Origin of the sequence: Buttiauxella gaviniae ATCC 51604 (genome assembly GCF_001654835.1) — a bacterium.
GTDB lineage: Bacteria > Pseudomonadota > Gammaproteobacteria > Enterobacterales > Enterobacteriaceae > Buttiauxella > Buttiauxella gaviniae.
In genome coordinates this window covers 139,446-160,206 of record NZ_LXEP01000020.1, presented here as the reverse complement: position 1 = coordinate 160,206, position 20,761 = coordinate 139,446, and the positions used below count along the sequence as shown (strand labels likewise).

Genomic DNA, 20,761 nt, shown 5'->3' with positions numbered 1-20,761 from the left:
TTTAATGCACCCGTCGCAAATGGTAATCCACCTGGTATTCGCTGGCATTTCGGAACATCACTGAATAATTCACATAGTCACCGCTGTCGCTGTATGACAGTGACGTGATGCGCAGAATGGGTGTTAGCTCATCGATATTGAGCAATTTTGCCATTTTCTTGTCGGCCAGCACGGGCGTGAGGCTTTCATAGTTACCGCATACGATGATGTGACATTCATCTTCGATATAACTGAATTTAGAACCTTCCAGATGTGCGATGGACAAATTACGGAATAATTTCACCGGCATATAGCTGTCTTCTACCATTAACGGCTTGCCATCTACCGAGCGTACACGGCGCGAGAAATAGATCCGTTCATCAATATTAATGCGTAATTGGCTGGCGATTGCTGGCGGGGCGGGCATCACATTGAACTCCAGCACATTACTCACTACCTCTTTGCCCTGGTTACGCATCACCTCAATAAACCCGGTCAGATTCGTGGTTTCATGGTGAACATCTTTCTTCGCTACATAAGTGCCACTGCCATGGCGGCGTACGACCAACCCCCAGCCCACCAGCAAATCGATGGCTTTACGAATCGTCATGCGTGAAACATTAAACTCGCCTGCCAGACGAACTTCAGAAGGTAACGGGCTGCCAATGTTGTAATCAGCAGAATTTAGCCGGATGCGTAACCGATCGGCGATAGATTTGTAGATCACCTGTAGACCTCTTAGCCGCTTCGAATGGGGTTTATAGAACCGTTATTTCATTAATCAACTTCATAATTTAAATGGTTTTTATTTCATATTTTCATGATGAATAAGAAATTAAAAATCATCGTGTCTATTTAACTATCAAAAAGTAGACAACTTACCCCAAATAAAAACTATGAAAGCGATCACGAATCAGTGCGACGGGCAACGATAAGTCATCTGCGTCTCCCTACTCTCAGTCTCAGGCCAGCGTTAAAACCAGCGTTAAAAAATAAGGCCATTTACCCTACAGGTTGTTACGTGAGGATTTAAAAATGCTCAGTCAAATACAACGTTTTGGTGGCGCAATGTTTACCCCGGTTTTGTTGTTTCCGTTCGCCGGGATTGTCGTAGGCATCGCCATTATGTTGCGCAATCCGATGTTTGTCGGCGAAGCGCTAACCGCACCCGATAATTTATTCGCGCAAATTGTTCACATTATTGAAGAAGGTGGCTGGACGGTATTCCGTAATATGCCGTTGATTTTTGCCGTCGGCTTACCGATTGGCCTCGCTAAACAAGCGCAGGGCCGTGCTTGCTTAGCGGTGCTGGTGAGCTTTATGACCTGGAACTACTTCATCAACGCCATGGGGATGACCTGGGGCCATTACTTCGGTGTCGATTTCAGCGCCGATCCGGTGGCTGGAACCGGGCTAACTATGATTGCCGGGATCAAAACGCTTGATACCAGCATCATCGGCGCGATTGTTATCTCCGGTTTTGTCACGGCTATCCACAACCGCTATTTCGAAAAACAACTCCCCGTCTTTCTTGGCATTTTCCAGGGCAGTTCATTTGTCGTGATTGTCGCCTTCTTTGCCATGATTCCTTGCGCCTGGCTCACCCTTTATGGCTGGCCAAAAGTGCAAATGGGCATTGAGTCACTTCAGGAATTTTTGCGCAGCGCCGGTTCGCTTGGCGTCTGGGTTTATACCTTCCTGGAACGCATTCTGATTCCAACCGGCCTGCATCACTTCATCTACGGTCCGTTTATCTTTGGCCCGGCGGTAGTTGAAGGCGGTATTCAGGTTTACTGGGCGCAGCATTTACAGGAGTTCAGCCAGAGCACGCTGCCGCTGAAAACCCTGTTCCCGGAAGGCGGGTTTGCACTGCACGGCAACTCTAAGATCTTTGGCTGCCTGGGTATTGCGCTTGCTCTGTACGCCACCTCAGCACCTGAAAATCGCGTAAAAGTCGCCGGATTGCTGATACCAGCAACACTTACTGCGATGCTTGTAGGTATTACCGAGCCACTCGAATTTACCTTCCTGTTTATCTCGCCGGTTTTATTTGCAGTGCATGCATTCCTCGCCGCAACGATGGCGACCGTGATGTACATGTGTGGCGTGGTGGGCAACATGGGGGGCGGGCTTCTCGACCAGTTCCTACCGCAAAACTGGATACCGATGTTCCACAACCACGCATCGATGATGTTTATCCAGATTGGTATTGGCCTCGTCTTCACCGGTATCTACTTCGTCGTGTTCCGCGCCCTCATCTTGCGCTTCAACCTGAAAACACCAGGGCGTGAAGACAGTGAGGTCAAGCTGTACAGCAAGGCGGATTACCAGGCATCGCGCAAGCAAACCACTGCTGCGGCGACCAAAGAGACCAAACAAGGCCAGGCCGCAGGCTTCCTCGAAGCGCTCGGCGGTACCGACAACATTCTTAGCATCAATAACTGTGCGACTCGCTTACGTATCACCCTCGCAGATATGGCTCTGACGCACAGTGACGACATTTTCAAAGCGCTGGGCGCCCACGGTGTGGTGCGACGCGGCAACGGTATTCAGGTGATTGTGGGCCTGCATGTCCCACAAGTCCGAGACCAACTTGAAACTCTGATGAAAGACACTTCTTCGACCGAACTTAAATCCATGACGGAGGCAGTATCATGAAAAAATTCTCTGTAGTAGTAGCCGGTGGCGGCAGCACATTCACTCCTGGTATCGTATTGATGTTACTGGCAAACCAGCATCGCTTCCCGCTGCGTGCCCTAAAGTTTTATGACAATGACGGCGCACGCCAGGAAACGATTGCAGAAGCTTGTAAAGTTATTCTCAAAGAGCAGGCTCCTGAAATCGAGTTCAGCTATACCACCGACCCAAAAGAAGCCTTTACCGATGTGGACTTCGTGATGGCCCATATCCGCGTGGGTAAATACCCGATGCGTGAACAAGATGAGAAAATCCCATTGCGCCATGGCGTTCTGGGCCAGGAAACCTGTGGCCCTGGCGGGATTGCCTACGGTATGCGCTCCATCGGTGGCGTATTAGAGCTGGTTGATTTCATGGAGAAATACTCGCCAAATGCCTGGATGCTTAACTATTCCAACCCGGCAGCGATTGTGGCTGAAGCAACTCGTAAACTGCGCCCGAACGCGAAGATTCTCAACATTTGCGATATGCCAATCGGCATTGAAAGCCGCATGGCGCAAATCGCTGGCTTGAAAGATCGTAAAGAGATGCGCGTACGTTATTACGGCCTTAACCACTTTGGCTGGTGGACCTCAATCGAGGACCAGAATGGCAATGATTTGATGCCTAAAATCCGCGAACATGTGGCTAAATTTGGTTATGTTCCGCCATCAGATGAGCATGGAACCGAAGCCAGCTGGAACGATACATTCTCTAAAGCAAAAGATGTGTGGGCCCTGGACCCGATCACCTTCCCTAATACTTACCTGAAATATTATCTGTTCCCGGATTATGTGGTTGAGCACTCCAACCCGGAACATACCCGCGCCAACGAAGTGATGGAACACCGTGAAAAGCACGTGTTCGGTTCCTGTAATGCCATCATTCAGGCAGGGAAATCATCGGCAGGGGAGCTGGAGATTGACGAACATGCGTCGTACATCGTCGATTTGGCGGCAGCAATTGCCTTTAACACACAAGAACGCATGCTTTTGATTGTGCCAAACAACGGCGCGATTAATAACTTTGACCCGGAAGCGATGGTTGAAATTCCATGTCTGGTTGGGAAAAGCGGGCCGGAGCCGCTGGTTGTCGGCAATATTCCACAGTTCCAGAAAGGGTTGATGAGCCAACAGGTTGCGGTAGAAAAACTGGTGGTTGAAGCCTGGGAAGAACGCTCATACGTGAAGTTATGGCAGGCTATTACGCTGTCGAAAACCGTGCCAAGTGCATCGGTTGCCAAAGCGATTCTGGATGATTTGATCGTAGCGAATAAAGAGTACTGGCCTGAGCTGAAATAGCGGCTAACTGGAGTAAGGGACTGCACCTTACTCCAGATTTTTTCGTAGGTCGGATTAGCGTTAGCGACATCCGACAACTTTGCTGTAAACGGATTACTTCGCTTTCGCCAGATACTGCGCCATCTCTGCTTCCGGCACCATGCCGCCGCCTGTCGCCCAAACGATATGAGTAGCATTTTGCAGTTGCTGCGCTGTGAGGCCATGCATCTGCTGGTAAGCCGTATCGGCACTTACGTGCTGTGGACCTGGCATTCCCGCCAGCGCAGAAGGTTCAAGGCGAATATTTTCCTCTTCCGCAAGCCAGCCGAGCAACTGATACATGGTCTGGTCTTCAAGAGTATAGAAACCATCGAGTAACCGTTGCATTGCGCGCCCAACAAACCCGGATGCACGCCCCACCGCCAGGCCATCAGCGGCAGTAACATTATCAATACCCAAATCTTGTACGGATATCTCATCATGCAGGCCGGTATAAACCCCCAGCAGCATACAAGGCGAATGCGTTGGTTCTGCAAAGAAGCAGTGAACGTTATCGCCGAACGCCATTTTCAGACCAAATGCCACACCACCAGGTCCACCGCCCACGCCGCATGGCAGGTAAACAAACAGCGGGTGTTCTTTATCCACAACGCGATCTTGCTGGGCAAACTGGTCTTTCAGACGCTGACCTGCAACCGAATAACCAAGGAATAAGGTGCGGGAGTTTTCGTCGTCGATAAAGAAACAATTCGGGTCGGATTCAGCCGCTTTGCGGCCTTGTTCAACGGCAACGCCGTAATCTTGTTCGTATTCCACAACCGTCACGCCATGGCTGCGCAGTTTGGCTTTTTTCCACGCTCGGGCATCGGCAGACATATGCACGGTGACATTAAAGCCAATGCGCGCGCTCATGATGCCGATGGATAACCCCAGGTTGCCGGTTGAGCCAACCGCGATGCTGTACTGGCTAAAGAAAGCTTTAAATTCAGGTGATAGCAGTCTGGTGTAGTCATCTTCGGTGGTCAGTAAACCGGCTTCGATTGCCAGTTTTTCGGCATGTGTCAGGACTTCATAAATCCCACCACGCGCTTTGATGGAACCTGAAATCGGCAGATGGCTGTCTTTTTTCAGCAGCAATTGGCCGCAGATTTTCTGATCAAACTCTTTTTCCAGGCGCTTTTGCATCGCCGGAATCGCGACCAGTTCGGACTCGATAATACCGTTAGTCGCAGCGGTTTCCGGGAATGCCTGCGCCAGATACGGCGCAAAGCGCGTCAGGCGTGCATGGGCATCCTGCACATCTTCGGCTGTGAGCCCCACGTACGGTAATCCTTCGGCGAGAGTTGTGGTTTCCGGGTTAAACCAACGGGTTTCTTGCAAATCAATCAGATCGCGAACCAGCGGAAATTGTTGAATCAATGTGTTTATTTCAGCGTTTTTCATAAGACAATCTCTTTGCGCTTAGATGATAAAGGAAAGCAGGAACGTCGCGCCCAGTGCTAACAGAGAGGCGATAAAAGTCGCCGTTGTATAATATTTGAATGTTTCGTTAAGCGTTGCGCCGCAATATTGCTTCACCAACCAGAACAGGGAGTCTGTGACGATGGTGCAGCCAATTGCGCCGGAGCCAATAGCAATGGTGATAATTTCCGGGCTGACGTTGGGATAAAGTGGCAGCATCGGTGCCACAATTGCGGTTGCGCCCATCATTGCCACTGTTGCAGAGCCTACAGCCGCATGCAAAATCAGGGCGACCAGCCATGCCAGCAAAATCGGGTGCATGTGCAAATTGGATAACAACACAGCCAGAGAATCTGCCAGGCCGCTGGTTTTCAGAATGGCGTTAAACGCACCGCCCGCACCGATAATCAGCAAAATATTTGCGATTGAACCAAAGCCATTCTCGGTATGGGTTAATAGCTGGCTCATGCCGATATGCTGGCGTAATCCAAGTACGTAATAAGCGACAAACACCGCAATAAACATGGCTGTGATTGGGTTGCCGATAAACTCCAGCAGGGTATATAACGTCCCGCCTTTCGCCATATTCAACTCGGCGAGGGTTTTGACCAGCATCAGTCCAATTGGCAGCAAGATCGTGAACAGTGTCGCGCCCAACGAAGGCAGCGTTTCTTCGTTACGCACTTTCAGGTCGGAAAATTCAGCTGGCACCGCTTTAAACGGCAGACGATTTCCAACGATTTTCAGGAACAGTGGCCCGCCGACTAGTGATGCAGTTAAGCCCACCAGTAAACCATATACAATCACTGTGCCGACATCCGCACCCAGTTTGTTGGTAACAAACATTGCCGCTGGGTGTGGCGGAACCACGCAATGGACTGCCATTAACGCAGTACACAATGGAATAGCCAGTTTCAGCAAAGAGGTGTTGGTCTTTTTGGCGATAGAAAACGCCAGTGGAATCAGCAGCACAACGCCTACTTCCACGAACAGCGTGATACCGCAAATCAAGCCGACCAAAACCATGATCACATCTGCTGATAACCATCGGCAACGTTGTAACGCCAGGCCAATTCGTTCAGCACCGCCTGACACTTCCATCATCTTGCCCAGAATCGTGCCAAGGCCAATGACTGCCGCGAGGAAGCCCAACGTGCTACCAATGCCGTTTTCAATGGCGTTCACCATATCCAGCGGGCTCATACTCATCATGGTGCCGACAAAAAAACTAGCCAGCAACAAAGCGAGGAAAGGGTGAAACTTCAGTTTTACGATGGTAAAGACGATTAAAATTATGCTGCTAAGCAGCGTTCCCACAACCCAAATCTGAGATTCCATACCCACCTCACTCTGCGATTTATCTGCCGCTATTGGATAAAAATTGCTCCTGACTGACAAACGATATAAATGGCATTTCAGATGAGCCAGATTGATGCAAAAGAGTGATTCAGGTCGGAATTAGGGGTGTTTATTTGATTTTGATTCGATTTCTCACATCTTAAAACGACGTTTTCGAGGGCGTATTTTACAATGCCGCCATGATTTATCTTTCAGGAAAGTGCTATGGACCCGATTCGTGAAGTCAGAAACCGCCTGCTTAACGGCTGGCAGCTATCAAAACTCTACACATTTGAAGTCGCGGCCCGGCATCAATCTTTTGCACTGGCAGCGGAGGAGCTTTCGCTAAGTTCGAGCGCGGTCAGCCACCGGATTAATCAACTTGAGCAGGAGTTGGGGATCCAGCTGTTTGTGCGCTCACACCGTAAAGTCGAGTTAACGCATGAAGGAAAGCGGGTTTTCTGGGCGCTGAAATCGTCGCTCGATACGCTCAACCAGGAAATTCTGGATATCAAAAATCAGGAACTGTCTGGCCTGCTGACGATATATTCGCGCCCTTCCATCGCTCAATGTTGGCTGGTGCCGCGGCTCGGGGATTTCACGCGGCGCTACCCTTCGATTTCACTGACCATTCTGACTGGCAATGACAACGTGAATCTGCAACGTGCGGGAGTCGATTTGGCGCTCTATTTTGACGATGCCCCTTCGTCACAGCTAACCCATCATTTTTTGATGGATGAGTCCATTCTGCCGGTGTGCAGCCCGGAATATGCCCAGCGTTTTGAGTTAAAAAATAAACCTGCACATTTGCGCAATTGCACGCTGTTACATGACCGCCAGGCGTGGAGTAATGATTCGGGTACAGATGAATGGCACAGCTGGGCGCAGCACTTTTCCGTCGATTTACCTTCCTCTTCGGGTATCGGGTTTGATCGCTCAGATTTAGCCGTGATTGCTGCGGTAAACCAGGTTGGAGTGGCGATGGGGCGCAAAAGACTGGTGCAAAAACGGTTGGATCGCGGTGAGCTGGTTGCCCCCTTTGGCGAAATGACATTGAAGTGCCATCAGCATTATTACGCCACTACATTGCCTGGGCGGCAATGGCCAAAAATTGAAGCGTTTATTCAGTGGATGCAGTCGGCGGTGTAATTTTGTAGTTGCCGCGCAGCATTAAATTATGTATTTTTATGCAAATAAAGTGCATAAATAATTTAATGGAGCGCGAAATGTTCAGGAAGTTAGTTAAGTCAGTTATTTTGGCCGGATGCATGGTTTCCGCTGTTTGTACTTCTGCTTATGCCGCACAACAGACCTACGTTGTGGGTTCTGGTGGAACGTATCGCCCGTTTGAATTTGAAAACAGCCAGAAACAGCTGGAAGGTTTTGATATCGACATCATCAAAGCCATCGCTAAAGCAGAAGGCTTTGATATCAAACTGGTTAATACACCGTGGGAAGGTATTTTTGCCACGCTGAACTCCGGTGACCGTGACATCATTATTTCTGGCATCACCATCACCGATAAACGCAAAGCGATGGTTGATTTCTCCGCGCCATATTTCCCGGCAGAGCAGTCCATCGTGGTACCTAATGATTCCAAAGTGGATTCCGTTAACGCGCTGAAAGGTAAGAAAGTTGGCGTAGTGAACTCTAGCGCTGGCGATACTGTCGTGTCCGACACGCTGGGCAAAAACAGCACTGACATCAAGCGCTTTGATAATACCCCGCTGATGCTGCAAGAGCTGGCTGAAGACGGTATCGACGCAGCGGTTGGCGATGTGGGTGTGGTGAAGTACTACATCAAATCTCACCCGGAAAAAGCGCTGAAAGCGGTAAAAGACGACAAATTTGAACGCCAGTATTTCGGCATTGCGGTAGCGAAAGATAACCAGGAACTGCTGGGTAAAATCAACGCAGGCCTGAAGAAAATCGTCGCAGACGGGACCTACGCAAAAATCTATTCCACATGGTTTGATAGCAACGTTCCAACCCTCCCCGCTGAATAATTTGCGATACCCGTTAGCATTCGAGTTGCAGCCAACACCCCTGCAGCTTGAAGGATAATGGGTATATGACTTGGGGCCTTTTCGGCCCCAACAAGGACAGGTATGACCGGATTTCGCTGGGAGATAATCTCAGAATACGCGCCGTTATTTATGCAGGGCGCGATCATGACCATCAAGTGCACCATCATCTGCGTTATTTTAGGCACCACCTGGGGCTTGTTGCTTGGGCTAGGCCGCATGGCGCACGCCGAAGATGGTCCGTGGAAACATGTACTGCGTTATGCGGTGCAATGGCCAGTGCGCGTTTACGTCAGTGCGTTCCGTGGCACACCACTGTTTGTGCAAATCATGGTGGTTCATTTCGCGCTGGTGCCGCTTTTTATTAACCCGCGTGATGGCATGTTAGTGACCAGCGGGCTGATGTCGGTCGATTTTGCCCGTGCACTGCGCTCTGAATATGGCGCGTTTCTCTCGTGCGTGGTGGCGATTACGCTCAATGCCGGGGCCTATGTCTCTGAGATTTTCCGTGCGGGTATTCAGTCAATCGACAAAGGCCAGATGGAAGCATCGCGTGCGTTGGGTATGGGCTGGGGTAAAACGATGCGCAAAGTGATTTTGCCGCAGGCGTTCCGCCGGATTCTGCCACCGCTGGGCAATAACGCTATCGCCATTGTGAAAGATTCTTCACTGGCCTCGGCGATTGGCCTTGCAGATTTGGCCTACGCTGCACGTACTGTCTCTGGCGCTTATGCGACTTATTGGGAACCGTACCTGACGATCTCGCTGGTGTATTGGGTGCTGACGTTCATGCTCTCGCTGATGGTGCAACACATGGAAAAGAGGCTCGGCAAAAGTGATTCACGTTAAGGATTTACAGAAACAATTTGGCAAAACTCATGTGCTGCGCGGCATTTCCTGTGATATCGCGCCGCAGGAAGTGGTATGTGTGATTGGTCCGTCCGGTTCCGGTAAGAGTACCTTTTTACGTTGCCTGAACGCGCTGGAAAAACCAGACGGTGGTGAGGTTATGGTGAACGGTTTTGCCGTGCACGACCCGAAAACTAACCTCAACACGCTGCGCGAAAGTATTGGCATGGTATTCCAGCGTTTTAACCTGTTCCCACATATGACAGTGTTGGAAAACCTGACGATGGCGCCGATGTCGCTTAAAGGGTTATCGAAGGCTGAAGCCGTGTCGCGGGCGGAAAAGTTGCTGCAAAAGGTTGGGCTTATAGACAAAATCGATGCCTGGCCGTCAAGCCTTTCCGGCGGGCAGCAGCAGCGTGTAGCGATTGCTCGTGCATTGGCAATGGAGCCGTCGATCATTCTGTTTGATGAGCCGACTTCGGCACTCGACCCCGAGCTGGTGGGTGAAGTGCTGGCAGTCATGAAACAACTGGCGCTGGAAGGAATGACGATGGTTATCGTCACCCACGAAATGGGCTTTGCCCGTGAAGTGGCGGATCGCGTGGTGTTTATTGATCAGGGTGTGATTCAGGAGCAGGGGCCGCCATCTCAACTGTTTAGCAACCCGACTAACCCACGTACCAAAGAGTTTTTGAGTAAAGTGCTTTAAGTTGGATAGTGTCGGGACCCGGCCTACGTTCGCGTTTAATTCTCTCGGATTTAGCGGAAATTACACCGCTTCCCCATGCCGCTGAAACTTATGCGACAGCGGAAGCCAGCAGAACAAAATCATCACGCCCATTGCCGTCATGAGCATTCCGAGGCTGAATTGCCCGGTTTGTGGCAGTAACGCAGAAAACCACGCCATCGCTCCTGAACCAATATTTTGCAGCCCACCAACCAGCGCGCCCGCGGTGCCTGCGAGGAATGGGAACGGCTCCATTGCGCCGCTGGTCGCCAATGGGAATAACATCCCTGCGCCGAAGAAGAACAGCGCGGCTGGTACCAGTAATGTCCAGATGTTCATAATTCCAAGCCAGCCTGGAATCCACATCAAAATGCCGGCAAACAGGCAGCTCAATACGGCTTGCCACATCAATGAAGAGAAGCGCGCATTCTCCCGGCCAGCATACCAGGAGCCAAAGAAGGCTGCTGGGATAGGGAGAATAAACAGAATACTCACCACTACGCCATTGAGCCCAAGAACGCCGCCCATCAACACACCGGAACAGGCTTCAAACACCGCCACGCCTGCAAGGCCACCGACTAGCATCAGCAAATAGCAATTAAACGAGCCGCTGCCTAGTAAGGCTTTATAGCTCGCAACCAGTCGTTGAGGTTTAGCCTGAACCGGGCGAGTTTCAGGTAACCAACGCAACATGCAGAAAGCGACAATGGTGCAAAGCACCAGCAAGAAGCCGTAGCAAGCACGCCAACCCCATACGGAGTCAAGCATCCCGCCGATGACCGGAGCCAATAGCGGGCTGACCAGAATCCCCATATTCAGCAGACTGTTGGCAGAACGGAGCGATGCACCTTCGTAAAGGTCACGCGGCATGGTTCGTGCCATCACACCTGCAACGCCTGTCCCCATTCCCTGCAACGCACTGGCAATCACCAGCGCTGTTAAATTAGTGGTGAACAGAGCCCAAAGTGTGGCGAGGATAAAAATACTCATACCGGTGAGAATGACCGGGCGGCGGCCGATGCGGTCTGATATCGGCCCGTAGACAAGTTGCGACACGCCATAGGTCAGCAAATATGCCGCCATCACTTGCTGAATTGCACCGCTGCGCACGCCGAAATCGTGAGCCATATCGGGAATTGAAGGGATATAAATGGTTTGCGTCATTTGCCCGACAGCAACCAGCAGAATCAACATCATCAGCAGGTGAATATTGGCTAACTTTTTCATTTTCTCAGGTGTTATTTGGGGTGTATATGCCAATTGTCAGTTTATAAAACTGACTGCGCAAAAAAATCGAGAGGAATCTACCACACAAAGACGATGAAACCCTATGGCCTGACACCTTTTGGATGAGAGATAAATTGGCAGCATGTAAAGCCTGAACGGCAATTTATGTTGCCAGCGAAACGGCAACAGAGGTTTATAAAAAGGAGGCGGTTTCCCGCCTCCTTTTGGTGCGACTTGAAGACGATGAATTACTTGAAGTATTTCATGGCGACTTCAAGTAGTTGCAGTAACGCAACCATGAGTTTCAGAAACAAAATAGCCAGTCCCATCAAGCCCATACGCTTTCTCCTGTTACCAGGAGCACTTTCAGCCGACGAGCCTTTCCGCTGCCTGTAGTCTGCTGAATTTGTTGAGGTGATCCGATGCGCTCCTCTGAGGTTAAGGCACTGACGGCACCACCCGTTTCAGCCAGGACTTAAATTGCGCGGCGGTTTGCGGCCTCAGAGCACATCACATTCAACACAATCAGTATATCCATTATACTGTATAAATAAACAGTAAAAAGATGAAAATGCGAACAGCTTCGCAAGCCACAGATTTATGCATTGCTCACATTAGCAGCAACTATTTGCACCAGGGTGGGTTTCGTCGTATATTTTGTGGGTTGATGTGATCTGGTGTGCGAAGCAGTAAAAGCACTAGTAGCAAAAACAAAAAACCTCGCCTCACCAGCGGGGTTTTTTGTTTTTGTAGGTTCTGAAATTGACTTAGTTCTAAAACCCGTGGGGAACGGATTGCCCGAAACCATCGCCGCTGTCAGTGCTGTTATCCTGCCGTCCTCGTGCTTCCAGCCTGTCTGCACGCATTTTCTCGCTTATTTCTCTGCGCTGCTCCGTGGTTAAGTTTTCACGGCCATAATACTGATCCGGATATTTTGAGCGCATGATTAATGCCTCGTTAGTCTCTGCCGGGTTAATGGTTTTATGCCCGTCATAGCCTGAGGTATCAGTCGATGAACAGCCAATAACGGCGAGTGGGATAAGCACTATCAGAGCAAATTTGTAAGCCATATTTCTTCCTGGACCAGCACAATGGATAGCGTATTCACGCAGCGTATCATGGATAGTTTAGCTCCGACTGCCTGGCGCCACACGATTTGGCGAAATGTTTAAACACACTCTTTCAAACGACTTTCCTCACCGGTTTTCATTTGCGAATTACCCTTAATAAGCTTGCTAATGATTCGTAAACTGAATACTGGAGAGAAAAATGACTAAGCATTGTTTTTCCGCTTTGCTGCTCAGCGCATTGTTGCTGAGTGCTGGTTCTATGGCGACGGCAGCTGAAAATGTTATCAGGCCGGTGCGTGGCATTATCGATGCTGTGAATGGTAATACGCTCATTATCACCACGCGGCAGGGGGAGAAGCTCGATGTCGCTCTGACGGATCAAACCAAAGTGAATAGCGTCAGCGAGGCAAAAGTAAGTGATATCAAACCTGATAGTTTTATTGGCACAGCGGCGGTGCAGCAAGCTGATGGAACGCTAAAAGCGTTAGAAGTACATGTGTTCGCGCCGAGCTTGCGGGGATCGGGTGAAGGGTTTAACCCTTTTGAATCTGCCGACGGCAATGTAAACACGATGACCAACGGTACGGTCGGAAAACTGGTTAATAGTCATGGCCGTACGATGACGGTGAAGGTTAAAGATCAGGAAAAAACAGTCATTGTTCCGGATGACGCTCCGGTGGTGCTAATTACCCCAGCGGATAAATCACTGTTGAAACCTGGTACTAAAGTCGTATTACACACAGCGAAAGATGATAAAGGTCAGTTAGTTGCTCGCGGGATATCCGCCGGTAAAGATGGCCTGACACCGCCGATGTAAATGCAGAGTTTTTTATCAAACTTCGCCCTGGCAATGAGCCAGGGCGAGATACAGCCAAATCCAATGCTTAAGACAGCGGGCTCAGCGTAATTTCTACGCGGCGGTTCTGGGCTTTGCCTTCAGCCGTGCTGTTGCTGGCGATTGGGTTGGCCGGGCCTGCGCCTGTGGTACGCACACGGTTTGCTGCCACACCTTGTGTGATCAGCGCGCTACCCACACCATCTGCACGCTGCTGGGAAAGCTTCATATTCAGCTCCTGGCTGCCGGTGCTGTCAGTGTAACCCACGATGTTAACCGCAGTTTTTGGGTATTCTTTTAATACCATTGCCACGCCGGTCAGGGTATTCGCGCCAGCCGGTTTCAGTGTTGCGCTGCTGCTGTCGAAGGTGACATTGTTTGGCATATTAAGCACGATGTTGTCGCCACTACGCGTCACACTCACGCCCGTTCCCTGCATTTTTTCACGAAGTTTCGCTTCCTGCACATCCATGTAATAACCAACGCCACCGCCTAATGCAGCACCTGCTGCGGCACCAATCAGTGCGCCTTTGCCGCGATCTTTTTTCGATGAGGAGAGTGCGCCAACGCCTGCGCCTACCAGCGAGCCAATACCGGCTCCAATGCCTGATTTCCCTGCTTCACGTTCGCCGGTGTAAGGGTTGGTAGTACAACCAGAAACTGCTAACGTGCCGCAAACAATGGCGGCAATCATCATGACGCGTTTTTTCATCTCATTTCCTTTGTGAATTTAATAACTCAACCGCGACTTCAGCGGCGGTTGATTATGCCGTGTGAATGTGTAGAAATTTCTATAGAGTCGTCTGAATTTGTAAACAAAATATTGAGTGGCCATCAGGCCGCCACCTGCACAACACCTGCAAATAAGGGAGCCCGAATTGGCTAACGTATTCTCATCAAACAAGAAAATTCTAACTGCCGCACACTGGGGCCCGATGATAGTTGAAACTGATGGAGAGCGAGTCCTCGCTTCCAGAGGGGCATTGGAAACCGGGCATGAGAATTCACTGCAAAGCGCAGTTCCAGACCAGGTACACAGTAAAGCCCGTGTGCAGTATCCCATGGCCAGGAAAGGTTTTCTTGCCTCACCCGAAGCACCACAAGGTGTGCGGGGTGAAGATGAGTATGTGCGCATCAGTTGGGGTGAAGCGCTCCAGTTGATTCACCAGCAGCACCAACGCATTCGCACGACTTATGGGGCAGCTTCCATTTTTGCGGGTTCCTACGGCTGGCGCTCCAATGGCGTACTTCATAAAGCGGCGACATTATTGCAGCGCTATATGAGTCTCGCGGGCGGTTATACCGGGCACCTGGGCGATTACTCAACCGGTGCTGCGCAGGTCATCATGCCGTATGTGGTTGGCTCAAATGAGGTTTATCAGCAGCAAACTAGCTGGCCGTTGGTGCTGGAGCACAGCGATGTGGTGGTGCTGTGGAGCGCCAACCCATTGAACACGCTGAAGATTGCCTGGAATGCCAGCGACGAACAGGGCGTGAGGTTTTTTGAGCAACTGAAAAACAGCGGTAAAACCGTGATCGCCATTGATCCGATGCGATCGGAAACGGTGGATTTCTTTGGTGAAAATGCCCAGTGGATTGCTCCAAATATGGGAACTGATGTCGCGCTGATGTTGGGTATCGCGCATACGCTGGTTAAACACGGCTGGCACGATACTGACTTCCTGGCGCGCTGTACTCATGGCTACGATAAATTCGCCGCTTATTTGACGGGCGAATTAGACGGTCAGCCGAAAAACGCCGAGTGGGCAGCGAAGATTTGCGGTGTGCCGGTGCAAACCATTGAATACCTGGCGCAGGTATTTAGCCGCAATCGCACCATGCTGATGTCGGGCTGGGGGATGCAGCGCCAGCAGTATGGCGAGCAAAAGCACTGGATGTTGGTCACGCTTGCAGCGATGCTGGGGCAAATTGGTACGCCGGGCGGCGGTTTTGGTTTGTCTTATCACTTTGCGAACGGTGGCAACCCAACGCGGCGCGCGGCGGTGCTGGGTTCAATGCAGGGAACGGTGGCCAACGGTACTGATGCTGTCGAGAAAATCCCGGTGGCACGCATTGTTGAAGCGCTGGAACACCCAGGTGGCGAGTATCAGCATAATGGGCAGCAAAAAACATTCCCGGATATTCGCATGCTCTGGTGGGCGGGTGGCGGTAATTTTACCCACCATCAAGATACCAATCGTTTGATCAAAGCCTGGCAGAAACCGGAGTTGGTTATTATTTCCGAATGCTTCTGGACGGCGGCCGCAAAACACGCAGATATTGTGTTGCCGATCACCACATCGTTTGAGCGCAATGATTTAACGATGACCGGTGATTACAGTAATCAGCATTTAGTGCCGATGAAGCAGGTCGTTTCCCCACAAGGGGAGGCGCGCAATGATTTCGATGTTTTTGCCCAACTCAGTGCATTGTGGGAAGAGGGCGGCGAAGCCCGTTTTACTGAAGGAAAAACCGAGCTGCAATGGCTGGAGGAGTTCTATGACATTGCGCGCAAGCGCGGTGCAACGCAGCAGATAGAACTGCCGGAATTTAAACAGTTCTGGGAAGCTAACCAGCTGATAGAAATGCCGGAAAGTGAAAAGAACGCCGCTTTTATTCGTTTCGCTGATTTCCGCCATGATCCGCAGGCTAATCCATTAAAAACACCAAGCGGGAAAATCGAAATTTATTCCGAGCGTATTGCCAGTTTTGGTTACGCTGATTGCCCTCCGCATCCGACCTGGCTTGCGCCAGACGAATGGCAAGGCAATGCGCAGTCCGGTCAGCTTCAACTGCTTTCATCTCATCCGGCACATCGCCTGCACAGCCAGCTTAACTATTCGGCGCTACGTGATAAATACGCGATTGCCGGACGTGAGCCGTTAACACTGCATCCAAAAGATGCGGCTGAACGTGGCATTGCGGATGGTGATTTAGTGCGTGTCTGGAATGCGCGTGGGCAGGTGCTGGTGGGTGCGCTGGTAACAGAAGGCATAAAGCCTGGAGTGGTCTGTATTCACCAAGGGGCGTGGCCGGATTTAGACGACGAAAAGCTGTGTAAAAACGGTGCGGTGAATGTGCTGACGCTTGATATTCCGACTTCGCGCCTGGCAAATGGCTGTGCTGCAAACTCGTCGCTGGTATGGGCCGAAAAGTATCTCGGCCCGGTACCGGAAGTTACGGCATTTGTTCCGCCTGCCAGCTCATAATCCAGGTCGGGTGGTGCGTTTCGTTTTGCCAGGCGCTTTCTTCAATGCGAAAGCCCTGGTGATGATAGAAATGCACTGCCCGATGATTCTTCTGGTAAACCTCAAGGCTCAGTGAGGGATAAAGCGCTTTGACGTGCTCCATCAACGCTTGCCCAATCCCCTTGCCAATAAAAGGTTCGCTAACAAACAATGCGCCAATAAATAGCGAATCCAGCACGCTAATAAATCCCACCATTTTGTCCTGATGCAGATAAACCCAGGTCGCAGATTGCGGAATATAAACATTCCGTACGATGGACTCACTTTCGTGCCAGTAATTTTCGCTAATAAATGGATGAGCCTGAATCGTGCTGGCAAGCCAGATTTCAATCAGTTCATCCATTTCACCAGGCTGTAGGCGGCGAATCATTTGAGATTATCGGGATGGCAGAAGCAAGTGGTGACGTGGTCATTGACCAGCCCACAGGCCTGCATAAACGAGTAGCAAATGGTTGACCCGACGAACTTAAAACCGCGTTTTTTCAGCGCTTTTGATAACGCGTCGGACGCGGGGGTGGTGGTAGGGATTTCTGCAAGCGTTGCCGCCTGTGTAATCTGCGCCTGGTTATCGACAAACGACCAGACAAACTCCGGGAATTTCTCACCGTTGGCTTCCATCGCCAGATACGCTTTCGCGTTATTGATGATGGCTTCTATTTTCCCGCGATGGCGGATAATACCGGCATCCTGTACCAGTTCGTCTACGTCTTCCGGTTGCAGTAAAGCCACGGCCTGCGGATCGAAATTTTTAAAGCAGCGACGGTAGTTTTCGCGTTTTTTCAGCACGGTTATCCATGATAAACCGGCCTGTTGTCCTTCAAGGCAAATCATCTCAAACAGGTGTTGCCCGTCAGTCATCGGCACACCCCATTCCTTATCGTGGTACTCAATATAGAGCGGGTCATTTGATACCCATCCACAACGCAGCATACGTTTCTCCTTTGATGAAATTTTTCGTGCCAACTTGACGTGCGAAATAAAGCGACAATAGTTAATTCAGGGCCATCTTGATACACCATGAGTTAATTAGGGGTTATCCGCAAGCCCGACAAAAAGACTAATAATATCGCCGGATTTGGCTCTTTTCTGGAGTCGTTTTGATGATCAAAATTATACGCAGTGGTCGCCGTGTCACTTTCTCCACGGTGCTGGCTTTGTGTTGCCTGTCACACGCTACGAATGTATTTGCCTGGCAACAAGAATATGTCGCCGAAGAAACTTCGGGCGAAGCGCAGGATCGTTACACTTGGGACAGTAATCGCCAACCAAGCTACAACGATATTCTCGCAGAAAGGATCAATTCTTCTTTTACCTCCCAAAACCAGGAGGGGCTGATGCTTGTTTCTGGTAACGATAATATTAGCGCTGATACCTCACGTTTGGGCATCGGCTGGAATATCTCTTTGCCTGGCAATATTACAACCGGCCCGACAGCAAAATACAGTTGGGATGGCACAACGCCCGGAATTTATAACGAGTATGGCGACACGGCTGTCGCAGCGCGATTTACCGATCAACTCTGGCATGCCAGCGTCTCTACTGTGGGTTGGCGTATGGATTCCTCGGTAGGCTATCTGCGCCCGTGGGCACAAGTTAGTTATAACCATCAGTATGGTGAAAATCTCTGGAAGGCACAGTCAGGACTACGAGCAAATGTCGTGCCTAGTCAGGACGCAAGCTGGATGGATGTGACCGTGGGTGCCGATATGCCAATTGGTAAAAATATGGCAGCGTTTGCTTCTATGTCACAAGCCGAAGGATTAACGACAGGTGAGGCATATATTTATAATGTTGGCGTTAGCGCGCGCTTCTGATCATTAATGTAACCTTGAGCTGATATATTTAACATTTAATAATCAGTGTTTACGCACCTTATATTGATAGTAGCCACTAACTTTATTGATTTTGGATTAACGTCCAGGTCATTCATTCCCTCTCAGGTGCATTTCATTCCAGCCTGAGTGCACTTCATGCCTTTTTCTCCTGGAATAAAATGCACTTCGTTACTCTTGGCAGCAGAAGATTTCTCTTAAATTTTGCGGACATCTGCCATGAATAATTCTACCTACAACCGTACTCGTTGGTTAACTCTGATCGGCACCATCATTACCCAGTTTGCATTGGGTTCCGTTTATACCTGGAGCTTGTTCAACAGCGCACTGTCGCAAAAGCTGGGTGAGCCAATCAGCCAGGTGGCATTTTCCTTTGGTTTATTAAGCCTTGGCCTTGCGATTTCCTCTTCCGTTGCGGGCAAATTGCAGGAACGTTTTGGTGTACGCAAAGTAACGATGGCGGCAGGTGTTCTGCTGGGTGTCGGCTTCTTCCTGACCGCACATTCCAATAACTTGCTGATGCTGTGGTTGAGTGCCGGTGTGCTGGTGGGCCTGGCCGATGGTGCGGGTTACCTGTTAACACTCTCCAACTGCGTGAAATGGTTCCCGGAGCGTAAAGGCCTGATTTCCGCATTCGCCATTGGCTCTTACGGCCTCGGCAGCCTGGGTTTCAAATATATCGATACCCATTTACTGGCAACTTACGGCCTTGAAAGCACCTTTATGATTTGGGGTGGCCTGGCGATGGTGATGATTCTTCTCGGTTCATTACTGATGAAAGATGCCCCATTGCAGGAAGTTAAAACCGCGAATGGTGTGGCCGAAAAAGATTACACCCTTGCAGAATCTATGCGTAAGCCACAGTACTGGATGCTGGCTATCATGTTCCTGACTGCCTGCATGAGTGGTTTGTATGTTATCGGTGTAGCAAAAGATATCGCACAAGGCATGGTGCATTTGACTGCTGAGTCTGCGGCAAACGCGGTAACCGTTATCGCGATTGCTAACCTGAGTGGCCGCCTGGTGCTGGGTATTCTGTCCGATAAGATTGCTCGTATCCGCGTTATCACTATTGGCCAGGTTATTTCTTTGGTCGGCATGGCTGCACTGTTGTTTGCCCCACTTAACGAAGCGACTTTCTTTGCAGCGATTGCCTGTGTAGCGTTTAACTTCGGCGGCACCATCACCGTTTACCCATCACTGGTGAGCGAGTTCTTTGGTCTGAATAACCTGACTAAAAACTACGGTGTGATTTACTTAGGCTTCGGTATCGGCAGCATCTGCGGTTCGATTATCGCTTCCATCTTCGGCGGCTTCTACGTGACCTTCTGCGTCATCTTTGCCTTGCTGATTTTGTCTCTGGCGATTTCCACCACCATCCGCACTCCAGCGCGCGAAGTTTATCAAGAAGCTCACGCTTGATAGCGAGCCATTAATGCCGCAAACCATGCCGCCGGGACGTTATACGGCGGCATCATTAATTGTGAAATCCCCTGTTCTATAATGCCTTCCGCTTGTGCTTTTAAGATCTCATTCCCTCGTTGTAATCCTGCCAACTGAATGCGTTTTTCTATCAAATAGACCCGGGCAAAGTGTGGGTCGTAGCGCAAAATTTCACGCGTGTTATCGATGATGTCAGCCAGTTTGATGGTTTGCGCCTCGAGACTTGCGTTGGCGGTATGCTGGAAGTGAGCACGTTTACGATGCATACGATTGGTGCCGGGGAGTTGTTCAGGGTTGGTGACCATTGCCACCAGAGTCGCCACATCCGGACCAAAGTGCTCCTGAATGTCGATAAGCGTGGTACCGGTGTCCTCAACAGTGTCGTGCAACCAGGCTGCCGCGAGCACTTCCTCAATGGGAGAAACGCTTCTGACTATCTCCACCACGGCTGCGGGATGGACGATATATGGCTCAAGGGTATATTTGCGGCGCTGATCGCAAGCTGCATGAGCCTTTGTTGCATATCGGCGTGCGCGTTCTTCTAAAGACAGCATAACTACCTCTCTGCATCACCAATATTGCCTGATATGTTCCATAACCCACCTGCGTTGAGCCAGCATGAGATATGTAAACAACCGTGTGGATCACTAATTTTGCCGATACTTTTTACTCTCGCTATGTTCTACTAATCCGCGCCAAAAATTGGCTAAGAATCATCCTGATTCGGACTCTATTTTTTATTGCTCAGAATTTTCTTCACCAGGGGGAGTCT

At 50.3% G+C, this 20,761-nt stretch carries 20 protein-coding genes; 10 read left to right on the top strand and 10 right to left on the bottom strand.

Going from position 1 to position 20,761, the window contains the following annotated elements; translation table 11 throughout:
• Window position 1: 1 nt before the first annotated feature.
• Window positions 2–706: a GntR family transcriptional regulator gene (locus M977_RS10765; protein ID WP_064514805.1), complete on the bottom strand. Its 705-nt coding sequence runs from the start codon at window positions 704–706 to the stop codon at window positions 2–4.
• Between the two features lie 308 nt (window positions 707–1,014).
• Here M977_RS10765 and M977_RS10760 point away from each other — a divergent pair, with 308 nt between their 5' ends.
• The gene (locus tag M977_RS10760) at window positions 1,015–2,637 is read left to right on the top strand and encodes an alpha-glucoside-specific PTS transporter subunit IIBC (RefSeq protein ID WP_064514804.1); all 1,623 of its coding nucleotides are present in this window, start codon (window positions 1,015–1,017) and stop codon (window positions 2,635–2,637) included.
• A complete protein-coding gene (locus M977_RS10755; RefSeq protein WP_064514802.1) occupies window positions 2,634–3,956 on the top strand; it encodes a 6-phospho-alpha-glucosidase in 1,323 nt (440 codons plus the stop codon). The genes M977_RS10760 and M977_RS10755 overlap by 4 nt, the downstream gene beginning before the upstream one ends.
• A 93-nt stretch (window positions 3,957–4,049) precedes the next feature.
• Here the strand turns inward: M977_RS10755 and dsdA are convergent, their stop codons facing one another.
• Window positions 4,050–5,378: a D-serine ammonia-lyase gene (gene dsdA / locus M977_RS10750; RefSeq protein ID WP_064514800.1), complete on the bottom strand. Its 1,329-nt coding sequence runs from the start codon at window positions 5,376–5,378 to the stop codon at window positions 4,050–4,052.
• Window positions 5,379–5,396: 18 nt separating this feature from the next.
• Window positions 5,397–6,734, bottom strand: coding sequence for a D-serine transporter DsdX (dsdX, locus tag M977_RS10745; protein WP_064514798.1), 1,338 nt, complete (start codon window positions 6,732–6,734; stop codon window positions 5,397–5,399).
• A 225-nt stretch (window positions 6,735–6,959) separates the two neighbouring features.
• On the opposite strand from dsdX, the gene dsdC reads away from it, so the two are divergent.
• The 4 genes from dsdC to M977_RS10725 all read left to right on the top strand — a co-directional run bounded on the left by dsdC (window position 6,960) and on the right by M977_RS10725 (window position 10,316).
• Window positions 6,960–7,883 carry a DNA-binding transcriptional regulator DsdC gene (gene dsdC, locus M977_RS10740; protein WP_064514796.1) on the top strand — a complete coding sequence of 308 codons (924 nt, stop codon included), beginning with the start codon at window positions 6,960–6,962 and terminating at the stop codon, window positions 7,881–7,883.
• A gap of 119 nt (window positions 7,884–8,002) precedes the next feature.
• A complete protein-coding gene (locus M977_RS10735; RefSeq protein ID WP_422569473.1) occupies window positions 8,003–8,740 on the top strand; it encodes a basic amino acid ABC transporter substrate-binding protein in 738 nt (245 codons plus the stop codon).
• A 102-nt stretch (window positions 8,741–8,842) separates the two neighbouring features.
• Window positions 8,843–9,607 carry an amino acid ABC transporter permease gene (locus M977_RS10730; protein ID WP_064514792.1) on the top strand — a complete coding sequence of 255 codons (765 nt, stop codon included), beginning with the start codon at window positions 8,843–8,845 and terminating at the stop codon, window positions 9,605–9,607.
• Window positions 9,594–10,316, top strand: a complete 723-nt coding sequence (locus M977_RS10725; protein ID WP_064514790.1) for an amino acid ABC transporter ATP-binding protein — start codon at window positions 9,594–9,596, stop codon at window positions 10,314–10,316. The genes M977_RS10730 and M977_RS10725 overlap by 14 nt, the downstream gene beginning before the upstream one ends.
• A 60-nt stretch (window positions 10,317–10,376) precedes the next feature.
• Here M977_RS10725 and emrD read toward each other — a convergent pair whose 3' ends face one another.
• From emrD to M977_RS10715, 3 genes are all read right to left on the bottom strand, one after another.
• Window positions 10,377–11,561, bottom strand: a complete 1,185-nt coding sequence (gene emrD, locus M977_RS10720) for a multidrug efflux MFS transporter EmrD (protein ID WP_064514788.1) — start codon at window positions 11,559–11,561, stop codon at window positions 10,377–10,379.
• 248 nt (window positions 11,562–11,809) lie between these two features.
• Window positions 11,810–11,899: a type I toxin-antitoxin system toxin TisB gene (locus M977_RS25260; RefSeq protein WP_134185952.1), complete on the bottom strand. Its 90-nt coding sequence runs from the start codon at window positions 11,897–11,899 to the stop codon at window positions 11,810–11,812.
• A 435-nt stretch (window positions 11,900–12,334) separates the two neighbouring features.
• Entirely contained in the window at window positions 12,335–12,631 is a 297-nt protein-coding gene (locus M977_RS10715) for a hypothetical protein (protein ID WP_064514786.1), read from the bottom strand.
• A gap of 199 nt (window positions 12,632–12,830) precedes the next feature.
• Here M977_RS10715 and M977_RS10710 point away from each other — a divergent pair, with 199 nt between their 5' ends.
• Window positions 12,831–13,448 (top strand): hypothetical protein, encoded by a 618-nt coding sequence (locus M977_RS10710; protein WP_064514784.1) that lies wholly within the window; start codon window positions 12,831–12,833, stop codon window positions 13,446–13,448.
• Window positions 13,449–13,515: 67 nt separating this feature from the next.
• Here the strand turns inward: M977_RS10710 and M977_RS10705 are convergent, their stop codons facing one another.
• Window positions 13,516–14,178, bottom strand: a complete 663-nt coding sequence (locus M977_RS10705; protein WP_034460637.1) for an OmpA family lipoprotein — start codon at window positions 14,176–14,178, stop codon at window positions 13,516–13,518.
• A gap of 166 nt (window positions 14,179–14,344) precedes the next feature.
• Here M977_RS10705 and M977_RS10700 point away from each other — a divergent pair, with 166 nt between their 5' ends.
• Window positions 14,345–16,675, top strand: a complete 2,331-nt coding sequence (locus M977_RS10700; protein WP_064514781.1) for a molybdopterin guanine dinucleotide-containing S/N-oxide reductase — start codon at window positions 14,345–14,347, stop codon at window positions 16,673–16,675.
• Here M977_RS10700 and M977_RS10695 read toward each other — a convergent pair.
• The gene (locus M977_RS10695; protein ID WP_064514779.1) at window positions 16,644–17,084 is read right to left on the bottom strand and encodes an N-acetyltransferase; all 441 of its coding nucleotides are present in this window, start codon (window positions 17,082–17,084) and stop codon (window positions 16,644–16,646) included. The genes M977_RS10700 and M977_RS10695 overlap by 32 nt on opposite strands.
• Window positions 17,081–17,644 carry a DNA-3-methyladenine glycosylase I gene (tag, locus tag M977_RS10690; protein WP_064514777.1) on the bottom strand — a complete coding sequence of 188 codons (564 nt, stop codon included), beginning with the start codon at window positions 17,642–17,644 and terminating at the stop codon, window positions 17,081–17,083. The genes M977_RS10695 and tag overlap by 4 nt, the downstream gene beginning before the upstream one ends.
• Window positions 17,645–17,814: 170 nt before the next feature.
• Here tag and M977_RS10685 point away from each other — a divergent pair, with 170 nt between their 5' ends.
• Together M977_RS10685 and M977_RS10680 are read left to right on the top strand one after the other, a co-directional pair.
• Window positions 17,815–18,528: an autotransporter domain-containing protein gene (locus M977_RS10685; protein WP_064514775.1), complete on the top strand. Its 714-nt coding sequence runs from the start codon at window positions 17,815–17,817 to the stop codon at window positions 18,526–18,528.
• A gap of 237 nt (window positions 18,529–18,765) precedes the next feature.
• Window positions 18,766–19,968: an L-lactate MFS transporter gene (locus tag M977_RS10680; protein ID WP_064514773.1), complete on the top strand. Its 1,203-nt coding sequence runs from the start codon at window positions 18,766–18,768 to the stop codon at window positions 19,966–19,968.
• Here the strand turns inward: M977_RS10680 and M977_RS10675 are convergent.
• Window positions 19,959–20,543, bottom strand: coding sequence for an HD domain-containing protein (locus M977_RS10675; protein WP_064514771.1), 585 nt, complete (start codon window positions 20,541–20,543; stop codon window positions 19,959–19,961). The genes M977_RS10680 and M977_RS10675 overlap by 10 nt on opposite strands.
• Window positions 20,544–20,761 lie beyond the last annotated feature (218 nt).

Bases quoted from the DNA above. Each gene is read 5' to 3' on its own strand.
- M977_RS10760 (WP_064514804.1), top strand. From the start codon at position 1,015: ATGCTCAGTCAAATACAACGTTTTGGTGGCGCAATGTTTACCCCGGTT.
- M977_RS10755 (WP_064514802.1), top strand. From the start codon at position 2,634: ATGAAAAAATTCTCTGTAGTAGTAGCCGGTGGCGGCAGCACATTCACT.
- dsdA (WP_064514800.1), bottom strand. From the start codon at position 5,378: ATGAAAAACGCTGAAATAAACACATTGATTCAACAATTTCCGCTGGTT.
- dsdX (WP_064514798.1), bottom strand. From the start codon at position 6,734: ATGGAATCTCAGATTTGGGTTGTGGGAACGCTGCTTAGCAGCATAATT.
- dsdC (WP_064514796.1), top strand. From the start codon at position 6,960: ATGGACCCGATTCGTGAAGTCAGAAACCGCCTGCTTAACGGCTGGCAG.
- M977_RS10735 (WP_422569473.1), top strand. From the start codon at position 8,003: ATGGTTTCCGCTGTTTGTACTTCTGCTTATGCCGCACAACAGACCTAC.
- M977_RS10730 (WP_064514792.1), top strand. From the start codon at position 8,843: ATGACCGGATTTCGCTGGGAGATAATCTCAGAATACGCGCCGTTATTT.
- emrD (WP_064514788.1), bottom strand. From the start codon at position 11,561: ATGAAAAAGTTAGCCAATATTCACCTGCTGATGATGTTGATTCTGCTG.
- M977_RS25260 (WP_134185952.1), bottom strand. From the start codon at position 11,899: ATGGGCTTGATGGGACTGGCTATTTTGTTTCTGAAACTCATGGTTGCG.
- M977_RS10715 (WP_064514786.1), bottom strand. From the start codon at position 12,631: ATGGCTTACAAATTTGCTCTGATAGTGCTTATCCCACTCGCCGTTATT.
- M977_RS10710 (WP_064514784.1), top strand. From the start codon at position 12,831: ATGACTAAGCATTGTTTTTCCGCTTTGCTGCTCAGCGCATTGTTGCTG.
- M977_RS10705 (WP_034460637.1), bottom strand. From the start codon at position 14,178: ATGAAAAAACGCGTCATGATGATTGCCGCCATTGTTTGCGGCACGTTA.
- M977_RS10695 (WP_064514779.1), bottom strand. From the start codon at position 17,084: ATGATTCGCCGCCTACAGCCTGGTGAAATGGATGAACTGATTGAAATC.
- tag (WP_064514777.1), bottom strand. From the start codon at position 17,644: ATGCTGCGTTGTGGATGGGTATCAAATGACCCGCTCTATATTGAGTAC.
- M977_RS10685 (WP_064514775.1), top strand. From the start codon at position 17,815: ATGATCAAAATTATACGCAGTGGTCGCCGTGTCACTTTCTCCACGGTG.
- M977_RS10680 (WP_064514773.1), top strand. From the start codon at position 18,766: ATGAATAATTCTACCTACAACCGTACTCGTTGGTTAACTCTGATCGGC.
- M977_RS10675 (WP_064514771.1), bottom strand. From the start codon at position 20,543: ATGCTGTCTTTAGAAGAACGCGCACGCCGATATGCAACAAAGGCTCAT.